Raw genomic sequence first — 12,209 nt, 5'->3', positions numbered from 1 at the left:
CGAAGGAGACGAGGACGATATGACCGACGAGACCACCCCGCAGGCCCCGCACCTGGAGACTCTCGCGCAGGCAGCCGCCCGCCTCAACGGCGGGCACAGCACCCCCGGCCCCGAGGCGGACCCCGCCTCGGGCGCTGACGAGACCACCCAGCAGGGTGAGCAGGCGGCGCAGCGCCGGGACACCTCGGGGCAGGACACCTCGAGGCGGGACAGTGGTGGCCAGCGAGCCCCCGGCGCCGAGGCGGGCGAGCAGTCGGCGCGCCAGCAGGGTGGGCAGGAGCGCTCGGCGAAGATCTCCGAGCCCGGCAAGATCGTGCGCGTGGGCACGATGGCCCAGCAGCTGCTCGAAGAGGTCCGCAAGACCGATCTCGATGAGGCCGGCCGCGGGCGGCTGGCCGAGATCCACCGGCGCACGATCGAAGAGCTCTCGGCTGGCATGTCCGATGAGCTCATCGACGAGCTCAAGCGCCTCGATCTGCCCTTCGGGGAGTCGGAGACCCCGTCGATCGGTGAGCTGCGGATCGCGCAGGCCCAGCTCGTCGGCTGGCTCGAAGGTCTCTTCCACGGTATCCAGACCGCGCTCATGAGCCAGCAGGCGCTCGCACAGTCGCAGGCCGGTCAGGAGGCCGGTGCACTGCCGCGCGGGGTGGTCGTGATGGGCCAGGAGGACGGCGGTGGGGACAGCGACTCTGAGGCCGAGCAGCGACCCGGCAACTACCTCTGAGACCGGCATGGGCATCCTGTCTCGGCTGACGGGACTGTTCTCCCCGGCCGAGCACGCCGCGCGTGAAGCCGACCGGGAGTTCGGCACCGGGGTGTGGCGTCAGCACCACGACCGGTTCATGCGCGCCGTCGACCGCTTCTACGAGACCGCTGTCGCACTCGGCCGCGAGACCGGGGACTCCACCGAAGCCGCCCAGGATGCCGGCGAGCAGATCGCGGCTCTCACCGCACCGCTGAATGAGGCTGCTGGGCAGGTCACGGAGCTCACCCGCCGGCTGCATGCGCGCTGGCCGGTCGAGGGTCTTGTCGTCCCGGCCGGTGTGCGCAGTGCCTGCGGGCCGCTGCCGGAGAGGTTGTCCCAAGCAGCGACCAAAGCCGCCGAGGCGGGCCAGGCGGCTGCGATGGCCCGGATCGCCGTGCGCACGGGTCAGGACCCGGCCGCCCCGACCGCGGCGGCGACACGGTTCGTCGGCGATGTCACCGCACTCATCGACGAGTGCACCCGCCTCGACGCGGCGAGCTGATAGATATAGAGGTAGGCCGCCCCGCATGTGGGGTGCCGGCAACAGCACCAATTCAATGGGTGCATGCATTGGATAGGTATACGTTTTCAATAGGTATCGGCGAGACGGGGGTCAGCAGTGAGCGAGACGAGCACACCGCAGGCACCGCATGAGCATCCGGAGAACATCCGACTCGTGGCCAGCGATGTCGACGGCACGCTGCTGCAGCGCTTCCAGCCGATCCCCCAAGCCACCGTCGAAGCGGTCAATGCGCTCGTGGCCGCCGGTGTCGACTTCGTGCCGGTGACCGGCCGGCCGGTCCGCTGGCTCGCACCCCTGCAGCGGGACCTGCCGATCGTGCGTCATGTCATCTGCGCCAACGGCTCGATCGTGTACAACCTGCAGCGCGACGAGGTCGTCCATGCCCACCTCATCAGCACCGAGGTCCAGCACGAGCTCATCAGCCGGGTGCGGGCGCACATGCCCGAGGCGAAGCTCGCCTTCGAAACGCTCGATGCCTTCTGCATCGAGCCGGGTTTCGTCACCCGCTGGCCGCAGGAGGCCGTCATCATCGACCCGGCTGAGAGCAGGGACATCCGAGAAGTCGCCAAGATCATGGTGCGCGGGCCCTCGACTGATTCCGATGCGATGCTCGCTGCCGTCAGCGAGCTTATTGGCGATGCGCTGCACGCCACGCATTCGAATCCGACCACTGGGCTCATCGAGCTCGCTGCTGCCGGGGTGACGAAGGCGCATACGCTGGCTGAGTACTGTCAGCGCCGGGGGATCGACGCCGACGATGTCGCCGCGTTCGGCGATATGCCCAATGACATTGAGATGCTGACCTGGGCCGGCTGGGGGTATGCGATGGCCGACGGCCACCCAACCACTCTCGCCGCCGCCCGCGCCGTAGCTCCTGCAGTGCATGATGGGGGGATCACTGAAGCAATCCGGGCCTTCGCAGCGGCAGCACAGCGTCGCACCGATGGGGGTTCTGGCGGGATTGTCCGAATCTCCGACTAATTCTTTCGGTACCCCTGGGGTCATTTCACCTGCGCAGACAGTCATTCGCAAGGTGAATTCGCCATAAACTCACCTGCCCCAGCTTTCACTTCAGGATCACTCAGGCTACTCTGAGACTCGTGTGTTGCGGAATGGTAACGACTTCCTCCCGCCGAGCCCGCAGCCAGCATTGACACTGAACACACCTTTGGAGTACTGACACATGACGAAACGCAATTCGCTGCGGGCCCTGGGCCTGAGCGCTGCGATCATCGTCGGAGCAGGCGGCTCTCTCGCTGCTTCTCCGGCTTTCGCAGCCCCGGAAGCCCTGCCGACGGCAGGCGCTGCATTCAAGAAGTTCCAGAACGACGCCTTCACTGCTGGCGCAGCTGGCGTCGGCGCTGCCGGTCAGGACGTTCTCCTGGCTGTTGATGTGACGGCCGATGACGCTGAGGAAGTTCTCGCACTGGCCGAGGACCACAGCAATGTCGAGGTCATGAAGCTCAACGGACCGATCCAGCCCGCCGCACAGACCGATGTCGTCGGCGGCTCTGGCTATCGGATCAACGAAGCCAGCCTCTGCTCCTTCGCCTTCTCGGCCTGGACCCCAGAGGGCGACGAGGCTGCACTCTCTGCAGGACACTGCGGTTCGGTCGGAGACCAGGTTTCCCGCTCGCTCCCAAGCACCGATGTCGAGTTCACCGGCGACGAGAAAGACAAGATGCCGGAGAACAAATACACCTCTACATACATGGACGATTTCGGTGAGTTTACGTTCTCTCAGTGGGGTGGCAAGGAAGATCCCTACGTCGAGCCGCCAGAAGAGGGCCAGGAACCGTCCGAGGATTTCAAGACGGTCACCGATATCGCGCTCATTGAGAAGACCAATGACAAGCTGAAGATGAAGCCTGAGGTCACTGACTGGACTACGAAGTCCAGCGACGACCTGTCAGCCTCCACCCAGGTCATCACGTCCGTCGGCAAAGCGGCTGAGGGCGACGCCATCAAGAAGTCGGGTCGCACGACAGGGCTCACCGAGGGTACAGTCAAAGGCCACATGGTCTACGCTCTCACCGACACGGTGGACTCGAGCAAGGTGCGTTACGCCACTGGCTTCGTCGCATCGAATACCCTTCGTCCCGGTGACTCCGGTGGAGCTTGGTACAACGACAAGGGTGAAGCTATCGGCATCTCCTCTGGTTACGTTGTCGGCGCTGAGAGTTGCGCACCTAACGTTACAAACTGTTCAGAAGAAGACTGGTCGTTTGTCACCGACATCAACCACGGTCTGAAGCAGATGCCAGCAGGAACCGAAGTTCGTCTGCACGTTGACGCCCCGGAGGTTAAGAACGTTACGGTCGCACCCGGCGCCACCGTATCGGGCACGACGGAGGCCAATGCTACTGCCGAAGTTGCTAAGGAGAGCAAGGATAAGCCGGAGGGCTTCAAGGCTGGGCCGGGAAAGTTCTCGTTCACTGCTCCCAATGCAGCTGGCGAATACGAGTACACGTTCATCGCTCGCAAGGGTAAGTTCAACGTGTCCGAGCCCACTACTATCAAGGTGACCGTTGAGGGCGGCACGTCGCCGTCGCCGACCCCGACTGATGACCCGACGTCGACTCCGACTGACGATCCGACGTCGACTCCGTCGCCGACTACGACTGATGAGCCGACCGCAACGCCGACCGAGGATCCGTCGGATGACCCGGCAGAGCGCGCTCTGTCGATCGACCCGGAGAATATCAAGGCGACCGACTTCGTCAAGAAGGACGCAGTGACGATCGCAGCTTCCGGCTGCACGCCGGGCACCGAGGCCAACCTCGAAGTCAAGCCGCGCGGCTCGAACGTCACCGGCCACACGGACACCGCCACGGTCGATGAAGACGGCAATGTCGGATTCTCCGTCTACGGAGAGAACGCCGATATGCCGAACGCCTACATCGGCGACTACGACGTCACCGTCTCCTGCGACGGCGGCGACGACCTGACCGGCACCTTCACTGTCACCGAAGCCGGTGGCAAGGACGATGACGGCAAGGGCGGCGACGACAAGAAGGATGACAACAAGGACCTTCCGCGCACCGGTTCTGAGGCACTCCGCTCCCTCGGAGCTGCAGCTGCCCTCATCGCCGGTGGTGCAGGACTCTACGTCCTCGCTCGCCGCCGGAAGAACTGAGGCCGCTGACACCGTGACTGCCTAACAGCAGGAACGCGAGCTGATTCGGGCTGTGAACCACAACGGTTCACAGCCCGAATCGCATTCACACGGCAGCAGCAGAACGGCTAGCCTGACAACATGAACTCCGACCCCCGCGAAAATGACGGCAACTCGCTTACGATGCACGACGTGGCCGGCACCTGGCGATCAGACGAACCCGGTCAGCCGTACCTGACATTCAACGACGAAGGCGCTGCATGGGGAACCGACGGCTGCAACGGCATCAACACCTCCTACACGCTCGACGGGTCGACGATCACGATCGAACCGTGGATCGCCACCGCTCGCGCATGCCTGGGCGTCAACGACTGGCTGCGCATGGCCCGCTTCGCTGAAATCCACGGTGACACCATGACCGTTCGCAACCGGAATGACGACGCCATCGGAACCCTGTTCCGATCTGCCGAAGAGGTCACAAAGCCCTGACAATCGGCGACGCTGCGCGTCTGGGCATCAGCCTTCGAAGTATCCTGAAACACATGAGAACATTGAAAACTGGCTCGTTTGCCGCAGCCGGCATCTCGATGCTGCTGCTTTCCGCGTGCGGAGCTGGCGAGGGCAACGGCACTGTCTCCCCGAGTGAATCCCCCAACGCCACAGACACCTCCGGTGCGACCTCCGAGGAAACCAGCACCGCAGATCCGGGTGACCCGTCCGGCGATCTGACACCCGAAACTCTTGAAGGCAAATGGGGCGCCGACCAGAAGGGCGATCCATTCCTCGAATTCAACACCGATGAGACGGTCATCGGCACCGACGGGTGCAACGGCATCAACAGCACCTACACGATCGAGGGATCGACGATTCACTTCGAACCATGGGTGACAACCGCCAAAGGCTGCACCGATATCGACGCCTGGCTCAGCGGTGCCAGCACTGCCGAGATCACAGATTCGAATGAGAACGCCGATGAGATGACCGTCAAGGACAAGGACGGCAAGGAGATCGGCACACTCATCCGAGAGAAGTAGGACTTCCCCAGCAGCCCTCCGCTCTTCCAGCGCCACACGGCCTGGGCGGCTGAGTTACCTCAGCTGTCCAGGCCGAAGTAGTCTTCGAGTGCGGTCGCCAGGCCGTCCTCCTCCACCGTTCCGGTGACGACGTCGGCCTGTGCCTTGAGTTCGTCCTTCGCCTGGCCCATGGCGATGCCGTGGGCGACCCACTGCATCATCTCCATGTCGTTCATGCCGTCGCCGGCGCACACGGTCTCCGATCGTGCGACGCCCAGCCGCTGGCAGACGTATTCGACGCCGCTGGCCTTCGACACTCCGTCAGGGGCGATATCGAGCCAGTTCGACCAGCCGACGGAGTAGGTCACACCGTGCAGCCCGATCCGCTCGACGGCGTCGAGGAACTCCTCATTGCTGCCGTTGAGCTCGCGCATGACGATACGAGTGGCTTCCTTGTCCATAAGCTCATCGAAGCTCACGAGATTGAGCTGCTCATTCGACGCCAGCTCACCGACCGGGAACTCTCCAGACGCCCAGCGCATGAGCTCGGCGTCCTCGACCATGAACAGTGCCATCGGCAGATGCTCGCGCATCCGCGCGAGCATCGGCGCCGGGTCGAAGGTCTCCACGTGGTGGACTTCCCAGCCCTTCTCAGCCTCCGGGGTGATCCGCACGATCACCGAACCGTTGGAGGCGATGAGGTACCCGTCGCGCTGTCCGAGACGGTTGGCCACCTCGAGCGCGCCGCCGACTGAACGGCCGGTTGCAATGACGACATGGTGGCCGGCAGCCTCAGCTGCCTGGATGGCGGAGCGCACCCGATCGGTCATCATGTCGTCGTAGTCGACGATCGTGCCGTCGACGTCGAGGGCAATGATGTGGGGCTTCAATCTTCTCCTCAGTCTTCGTAGCGTGCGCCGTCCGGCCCGTAGCCCGACATGCCGCCGAGATAGGGGCGCAGCGCAGTGGGGATGCGCACCGAGCCGTCGGCCTGCTGGTGGTTCTCCAGCAGAGCGACGATCCAGCGGGTGTTGGCCACGGTGCCGTTGAGGGTGGCGACCGGCCGGGTGCCCTTGTCGGTGCGTTCGCGGATCTTCAGGCGGCGAGCCTGGAAGGTGGTGCAGTTCGATGTCGAGGTCAGCTCACGGTACGTCTCCTGCGTCGGCACCCAGGCCTCGCAGTCGTACTTCCTGGCAGCCGAGTCGCCGAGGTCACCGGCGGCGATGTCGACGACCCGGTATGGCAGCTCGCACTTGGCCAGCATCTCCTCCTGGATCGACAGCATCCGCTCGTGCTCTGCCAGCGCATCCTCCTGCTTGACGTAGGAGAACATCTCGACCTTCTGGAACTGGTGGACGCGCAGGATGCCGCGGGTGTCCTTGCCGTAGGAACCGGCCTCACGGCGGTAGCACGGCGACCAGCCGCCGTAGCGCTTGGGCCCGGCGTCGAGGTCGAGGATCTCGTCCATGTGGTAGCCGGCCAGCGGCACCTCAGAGGTGCCGACGAGGAACAGGTCGTCGGCTTCGAGGCGGTAGACCTCATCGGCGTGCTCACCGAGGAAACCGGTGCCTCCCATCACCTCAGGCTTGACCAGCGTGGGGGTGATGACAGGACTGAAGCCGTGCTTCTCAGCAGTGTCGAGGCCCATCGTCAGCAGCGCCAGCTCGAGACGGGCGCCGAAGCCGGTGAGGTAGTAGAAGCGGGCACCGGAGACCTTCGCGCCGCGGGCGGTGTCGATCGCGCCGAGGCCCTCACCGATCGCGAGGTGATCCTGGGGTTCGAAGCCCTCGGCTGCGAAATCGCGCGGGGTGCCCTCACGGCGCAGCTCAACGGAGTCGTCCTCCCCGCCGGCGGGCACGCCGTCGATGACGAGGTTGGGCAGCTTGCGCACGAGTTTGTCGAAGGCGAAGCCGGCTTCGTCGGCATCGGCCTGCAGTGCCTTGACCTTCTCCGCTTTGCCTTTGGCCTCGGCGACGAGCCTGGCTTTGGCGTCCTTGTCCTTCTCCTTGGCGACCTGCTTGCTGAACGACTTCTGCTCAGCGCGGGCCTCCTCGAAGGACGTCAGCGCTGCGCGCCGGGCCTCGTCAGCGGCGAGGATCTCATCGACGAGTCCCGGATCCGCCTCACGGGCCTGCTGGGAGGCCTTGAACGCCTCGGGGGTTTCTCTGAGCTGCTGTAGATCGATCACACACCTAGCCTATCGCTGCGAGGACAGGACGTCTCCCAGCACCCGTTCACCGGAATTTCGCCCGCTCAGGCTGAGTCAGCTGGACCGGTTCGCGGAGTAGATTGGTGTCATGGAAACTTCAACCGGAATGCTCTTCCTCCTGGCCCTCGCCGTCGTCATCCTATGTGTCGGTCTGTTCATAGGCTACTGGCTCGGTTCCCGCTCACGTGCCGCGGATCGCCGGGCAGCGCAGCAGTCTGCTGCGGGCAGGGATCAGCAGCTCGATGTTGAGGATCTCACGAGCGCAGACAGCCAGTCGGGCCAGAGCGCCGATATCCCGCCGAAGCCGCGCGCGGCCGTCATCATGAACCCGATCAAGGATGTGACCGGTGACTTCGCCGCAGTCGCCTCGGCGGTGTGCCGCCAGGAGGGCTGGCAGCCGCCGCTCATCATCGAGACCACCGAGGACGATCCCGGTGAGGCGATGGCCCGCAAGGCGCTTGACGCCGGAGTCGACCTCGTCGTCGCCGCCGGCGGTGACGGCACCGTGCGCGCCGCCGCCGAGGTGCTGGCCGGCACCGACACCCCGATGGGCATCATCCCGATGGGCACCGGCAATCTGCTGGCCCGCAACATCGGCCTGCCGCTCGACCGGCAGGAATGGGCGATGCGCATCGCCCTGTGGGGCCAGGACAAGCCGATCGACATCGGTCACGCGCAGACTGCCCCCGATGGTGAGGACTCCGCCTTCCTCGTCATGGCCGGGCTCGGCTTCGACGCCGCCGTCATGGCCGACACCGACTCCGACCTCAAGTCGAAGGTCGGCTGGCTGGCCTACTTCGAGGCCGGTGCCCGCAAGCTCGTCGGCTCCCCGACCCGCGTGACGATCACCGTCGACGGCGTGCAGGCGGTGCGGGCCAAAGTCCGCTCGGTGGTGGGCGGCAACTGCGGCAAGATCCAGGGCGGCATCGTCCTCATGCCCGAGGCCGACATCGCCGACGGCATCCTCGACCTCCTCGTCGTAGCCCCGAAGAACGCCTTCCAATGGATCGGTGTGGCCGCCTCGGTGTTCTCCCGCCAGAAGCGCAAGGGCCTGCACACGCAAATTCTGCGCGGCGAGTCCGTCGTCATCGAATGCGAAGAGAAGATCGACATGCAGATCGACGGCGACCCGCTCGGCGAGACGGACTACCTGGCCATGCAGGTCGAACACCATGGTCTCATCGTGCGCACCCCGACCCGGGAGCAGACCCGCCTCATCCGTCAGGAGGGGTGGCCGCTGCCCGTCGCCTGAGCCTCTTCCGCTCAGCTGAACCTGGGTATATCCTGAGTATCTGGTCGCCCGGCTTGAAAGGCACGCCATGAGACTCTCCCGCACCTGCGCAGCAGTCCTCATCGCCTTCACCATGTCCGCCGGTGCCACCCCAGCCCTCGCGCAGCCCGCCGATGACGCCATGCAGGCCACCGGCCCGCGTCCGGGCAGCAGCACTGCTGAGGATCGGAGCCCAGCTCCGGAGCAGACGGTGCCCGACACTTCGGCGACCGCACCGGACAGCACGCAGGAGCACTCAGCCGACGAATCCGGCGGCTTCACTCAGTCACCGGCGACGCCCGAGGCGGAGACCCCGCAGCCTGCCGCCACCGGGGACACGACCGCAACGGAACCGGCGCCCACCACCGAGACCGCGACCGGCACCTCGGGCACGGAAGAGGCGACTGCGGAGAAGACCCTCACGATCGAGCCGGGCAAGCTGAGCGCCTCGGATTTCGTGCGCGAGGACGCCGTCATCATCTCCGCCACCGGCTGCCAGCCGGACGCCGATGCGACGATGACCGTCATCCCGCAGGGCATGAACGTCGGCAACTACTCCGAGACCGCCACCGTCGACGCCGATGGGGTCGTCGCGTTCAGCGTCCACGGCCAGCACGACATGATGGCCCAGACCTATGCCGGCGAGTACGCCGTCACGGTCGCGTGCGCCGGCGATGACCAGCGCACCGGCAGCTTCACCGTCACCACCGATGCCGCACCGACCCCGAGCGCCGAACCGGAGGGCAAGCCCGGCGGGCAGGACAGCCGCGGCGCCCGGCTGCCGCGCACCGGCAGCGACCTGCTGGCCGCAGCCGCAGGCGCGATCCTGCTGGCCGTCGGCACCGCCTCGGTCGTCTTCACCCGCCGCCGCGGCTGAAGCTGCGGGCGCAGAGTTCTCGCTGGATTCATCTGGCCGCCAGTGCCCGGATGCTTCGATCCGCTTGGCTGGGTGTGTATCGATCCTGCTTCTGCGAGGTGTCCTGTGAAGACTCTGCTCTCTGCCCTGTCGCTGCGCGGTCTTGCCGCCGGTGCGGCAGCCCTGCTCGCCGCCGGTGCCGGTGTCGCCGTGGCGGCTCCCGCCCAGGCGGCCGACGTCACCGTCGACATGCCCTACCCGATCCCGGTCTCCGAGCTCGCCGACGGCATCCCCGTCACCGTCACCACTGATCCCGGCGCCGAGGTCGACGTGCGCTCGGTCAACGCCATGTTCAACGGCGGTTACACCCTGCCGATCGAAGACGTCGACCGGTTCAACGGCGCAGCCGATGAGTCGGGTGAGTACTCGTTCACCCTCGCCGCTGATGACGCGTTCGTCTCCTCGTTCAAACCGGAGCGCAATGCCACGGTCGGCGAACTGCAGCCCAATGAGGCCGTCGTCGTGCAGGTGAGCAGCGCCAGCAAGAGCACCTCGAAGACGACAGTCGTGACCTACGATGCCGGACACATCGCTGGGCCGGAGACGGCGACCGTCGCCGAGGCGCAGGCTGGCCTGGCATTCTCGGTCCAGGAGGGCCCGGCAGAGGGCTACAGCTACTCCCCTGCCGCGGCACTCGGTGATGAGCCGATCACAGACGTCGCACCGGAGAGCGTAGGACCGGCAGAGGAGTTCACCGTCACCGCGCCGGATTCGGTGGCTGTCGGCGATGAGATCACCGTCAGTGCAGAGACGGTCAAGGGCTCCAACCGGCTGCCGGACACGCTGCCGGTCACCCGGCACACCGTGCGCATCGTCGAGGAGCCGACCGAGGATCCCACTGAGGACCCGACGGACGATCCAACGGTCGACCCGACGGACGATCCCACGGTTGACCCGACCGATGACCCGTCGACCCCGGCCGAGCGTGAACTGATCGTCGATCCCGAGAAGATCGCGGCGGCCGACTTCGTCAAGGCGGACGCCGTCACGATCGTCGCCACCGGATGCGAGCCCGGCAAGGACGCAGAGCTGACCGTCACGCCGGAGAGCGAGAACATCGGCACTCACGTCGACACCGCGACCGCCGATGCCGACGGCACGGTCCCTTTCACCGTCTTCGGCGACAACCCCGAAGCCGCCGAGTCTTACATCGGTGCCTATGACGTCGTCGTCGCCTGCCCCGGTGGAGATGACCTCACCGGTGCCTTCACTGTCACCGCTGGCGACGGCTCGGACGATGACGGGTCCGGCGGTGACGACAAGGGCAAGGATGACAACGGCAAGAACGGCGACGACAAGCGCGATGATCGCAGCCGCCTGCCGCGCACGGGCTCCGAGTTCACCGCTGCCGGCGCCGGTCTGGCGCTGCTGGCGATCGGCACGGCTGGCATCATGCTGACCCGCCGCCGCAGCTGAGCCCGTCATCACAACGCATCACCCCCGGCGGCGCAGGCCACCGGGGGTGATGTGTTCCACGCCAGGTGACCGGGCGCGATCCTCGCGCCTGAGGATCAGATGCCGATACTCTGGAGGCAGAGCCTGCGGTGACGCCCATCCCCGACGTGCAGCTGAGGAGCAGCATTTCCCATGAATGATCGCCCCACTTCTGACAAGACCGCAGAGCGCCGGTCAGCCCTGCGCTCCCGAGCGGAGAAGCGCTCGAAGCAGCAGGCCGAAGCGCGTGCAGATCAGCGCGCCGTCGCCGAGCACGATGGCGGCTCGAGCACTGCAAGCTCCAAGCATCACGACGGATTCTTCGCCCACCTCGGGCTCAAGCCGATCTGGTTCGCCGCCGCCTGGATCGCCCTCATCGTCGTCCTGCTGCTGCCTGGCGATCCCGAGCTCGGCGTGGCCGGTCAGCGGGCGCTGGCGATCCTCGCCTTCGCCGTCATCCTGTGGGTCTCCGAGGCCGTGACCTATCCGGTCTCCTCCGTCATCATCATCGGCCTGACCGCGATCCTGCTCGGCTTCGCCCCTGCGTTGGAAGAAGGCGCCGGCCCCGAGCCGATGGGCTCGACTGAGGCGCTGAAACTCGGCCTGGCCGGCTTCGCCTCCCCGGCCGTCGCGCTGGTGGCAGCCGCGCTCGCGCTCGCTGCGGCGATGCAGGCGACCGGCCTGCACAAACGACTGGCGCTGTGGGTGCTGCGGTTCTCCGGCGAGAAGACCAGCAGCATCCTCATCGGTGCGATCGTCATCTCGATCGTGCTCGCGTTCTTCGTCCCGTCTGCCACCGCTCGCGCCGGAGCCGTGGTGCCGATCCTCCTCGGCATGGTCGCCGCGTTCGGCCTAGCTGTAGTTCCCCGTGAGGTTGTGAACGCGGTCGGCTGGGGTGAGGCCTCCGATAGCGGTGTGGGCTCGATGCTGATTGTAGTCGTGGAGGAACGTCTCGTAGGCGGCTTCCCGCTCGGCTTCACTGGA

11 protein-coding genes and 2 pseudogenes are annotated in these 12,209 nt (G+C 66.0%); 10 read left to right on the top strand and 3 right to left on the bottom strand.

Going from position 1 to position 12,209, the window contains the following annotated elements:
- Positions 1–19 precede the first annotated feature (19 nt).
- The 6 genes from HLA91_RS00065 (at position 20) to HLA91_RS00040 (ending at position 5,417) form a co-directional block, all read left to right on the top strand.
- Positions 20–724 carry a proteasome activator gene (locus tag HLA91_RS00065; RefSeq protein ID WP_170273028.1) on the top strand — a complete coding sequence of 235 codons (705 nt, stop codon included), beginning with the start codon at positions 20–22 and terminating at the stop codon, positions 722–724.
- Positions 725–731: 7 nt separating this feature from the next.
- Positions 732–1,247: a hypothetical protein gene (locus HLA91_RS00060; RefSeq protein ID WP_102160946.1), complete on the top strand. Its 516-nt coding sequence runs from the start codon at positions 732–734 to the stop codon at positions 1,245–1,247.
- 117 nt (positions 1,248–1,364) lie between these two features.
- The gene (locus HLA91_RS00055) at positions 1,365–2,249 is read left to right on the top strand and encodes an HAD family hydrolase (RefSeq protein ID WP_102160944.1); all 885 of its coding nucleotides are present in this window, start codon (positions 1,365–1,367) and stop codon (positions 2,247–2,249) included.
- A gap of 202 nt (positions 2,250–2,451) precedes the next feature.
- Positions 2,452–4,404 carry a S1 family peptidase gene (locus tag HLA91_RS00050; protein WP_102160942.1) on the top strand — a complete coding sequence of 651 codons (1,953 nt, stop codon included), beginning with the start codon at positions 2,452–2,454 and terminating at the stop codon, positions 4,402–4,404.
- Between the two features lie 120 nt (positions 4,405–4,524).
- Positions 4,525–4,872, top strand: a complete 348-nt coding sequence (locus HLA91_RS00045) for an META domain-containing protein (RefSeq protein ID WP_102160940.1) — start codon at positions 4,525–4,527, stop codon at positions 4,870–4,872.
- Positions 4,873–4,925: 53 nt separating this feature from the next.
- Positions 4,926–5,417 (top strand): META domain-containing protein, encoded by a 492-nt coding sequence (locus tag HLA91_RS00040; RefSeq protein WP_102160937.1) that lies wholly within the window; start codon positions 4,926–4,928, stop codon positions 5,415–5,417.
- A 59-nt stretch (positions 5,418–5,476) separates the two neighbouring features.
- Here the strand turns inward: HLA91_RS00040 and HLA91_RS00035 are convergent, their stop codons facing one another.
- Together HLA91_RS00035 and serS are read right to left on the bottom strand one after the other, a co-directional pair.
- Positions 5,477–6,286, bottom strand: a complete 810-nt coding sequence (locus HLA91_RS00035) for an HAD family hydrolase (RefSeq protein ID WP_102160935.1) — start codon at positions 6,284–6,286, stop codon at positions 5,477–5,479.
- A gap of 8 nt (positions 6,287–6,294) precedes the next feature.
- A complete protein-coding gene (gene serS, locus HLA91_RS00030; protein WP_102160933.1) occupies positions 6,295–7,584 on the bottom strand; it encodes a serine--tRNA ligase in 1,290 nt (429 codons plus the stop codon).
- A gap of 109 nt (positions 7,585–7,693) precedes the next feature.
- Here serS and HLA91_RS00025 point away from each other — a divergent pair, with 109 nt between their 5' ends.
- The 4 genes and pseudogenes from HLA91_RS00025 to HLA91_RS00010 all read left to right on the top strand — a co-directional run.
- The gene (locus HLA91_RS00025; RefSeq protein WP_239557117.1) at positions 7,694–8,857 is read left to right on the top strand and encodes a diacylglycerol/lipid kinase family protein; all 1,164 of its coding nucleotides are present in this window, start codon (positions 7,694–7,696) and stop codon (positions 8,855–8,857) included.
- 67 nt (positions 8,858–8,924) lie between these two features.
- Positions 8,925–9,752 (top strand): LPXTG cell wall anchor domain-containing protein, encoded by an 828-nt coding sequence (locus HLA91_RS00020; protein ID WP_170273027.1) that lies wholly within the window; start codon positions 8,925–8,927, stop codon positions 9,750–9,752.
- Positions 9,753–9,857: 105 nt separating this feature from the next.
- Positions 9,858–11,207 (top strand): LPXTG cell wall anchor domain-containing protein, encoded by a 1,350-nt coding sequence (locus HLA91_RS00015; protein WP_102160927.1) that lies wholly within the window; start codon positions 9,858–9,860, stop codon positions 11,205–11,207.
- 171 nt (positions 11,208–11,378) lie between these two features.
- Positions 11,379–12,074: pseudogene (locus HLA91_RS00010) on the top strand (SLC13 family permease); the annotation flags it as partial.
- A 3-nt stretch (positions 12,075–12,077) separates the two neighbouring features.
- Here HLA91_RS00010 and HLA91_RS00005 read toward each other — a convergent pair.
- Positions 12,078–12,209, bottom strand: a pseudogene (locus HLA91_RS00005) (integrase core domain-containing protein); the annotation flags it as partial.

It is taken from the genome of Brevibacterium luteolum (assembly GCF_013004595.1).
Taxonomy (GTDB): Bacteria; Actinomycetota; Actinomycetes; order Actinomycetales; family Brevibacteriaceae; genus Brevibacterium; species Brevibacterium luteolum.
The sequence above is the reverse complement of the archived record's forward strand: the minus strand, read 5'-3'. Positions and strand labels throughout refer to the sequence as shown.

Bases quoted from the DNA above. Each gene is read 5' to 3' on its own strand.
- HLA91_RS00020 (WP_170273027.1), top strand. From the start codon at position 8,925: ATGAGACTCTCCCGCACCTGCGCAGCAGTCCTCATCGCCTTCACCATG.
- HLA91_RS00050 (WP_102160942.1), top strand. From the start codon at position 2,452: ATGACGAAACGCAATTCGCTGCGGGCCCTGGGCCTGAGCGCTGCGATC.
- HLA91_RS00040 (WP_102160937.1), top strand. From the start codon at position 4,926: ATGAGAACATTGAAAACTGGCTCGTTTGCCGCAGCCGGCATCTCGATG.
- HLA91_RS00025 (WP_239557117.1), top strand. From the start codon at position 7,694: ATGGAAACTTCAACCGGAATGCTCTTCCTCCTGGCCCTCGCCGTCGTC.
- HLA91_RS00060 (WP_102160946.1), top strand. From the start codon at position 732: ATGGGCATCCTGTCTCGGCTGACGGGACTGTTCTCCCCGGCCGAGCAC.
- HLA91_RS00065 (WP_170273028.1), top strand. From the start codon at position 20: ATGACCGACGAGACCACCCCGCAGGCCCCGCACCTGGAGACTCTCGCG.
- HLA91_RS00045 (WP_102160940.1), top strand. From the start codon at position 4,525: ATGAACTCCGACCCCCGCGAAAATGACGGCAACTCGCTTACGATGCAC.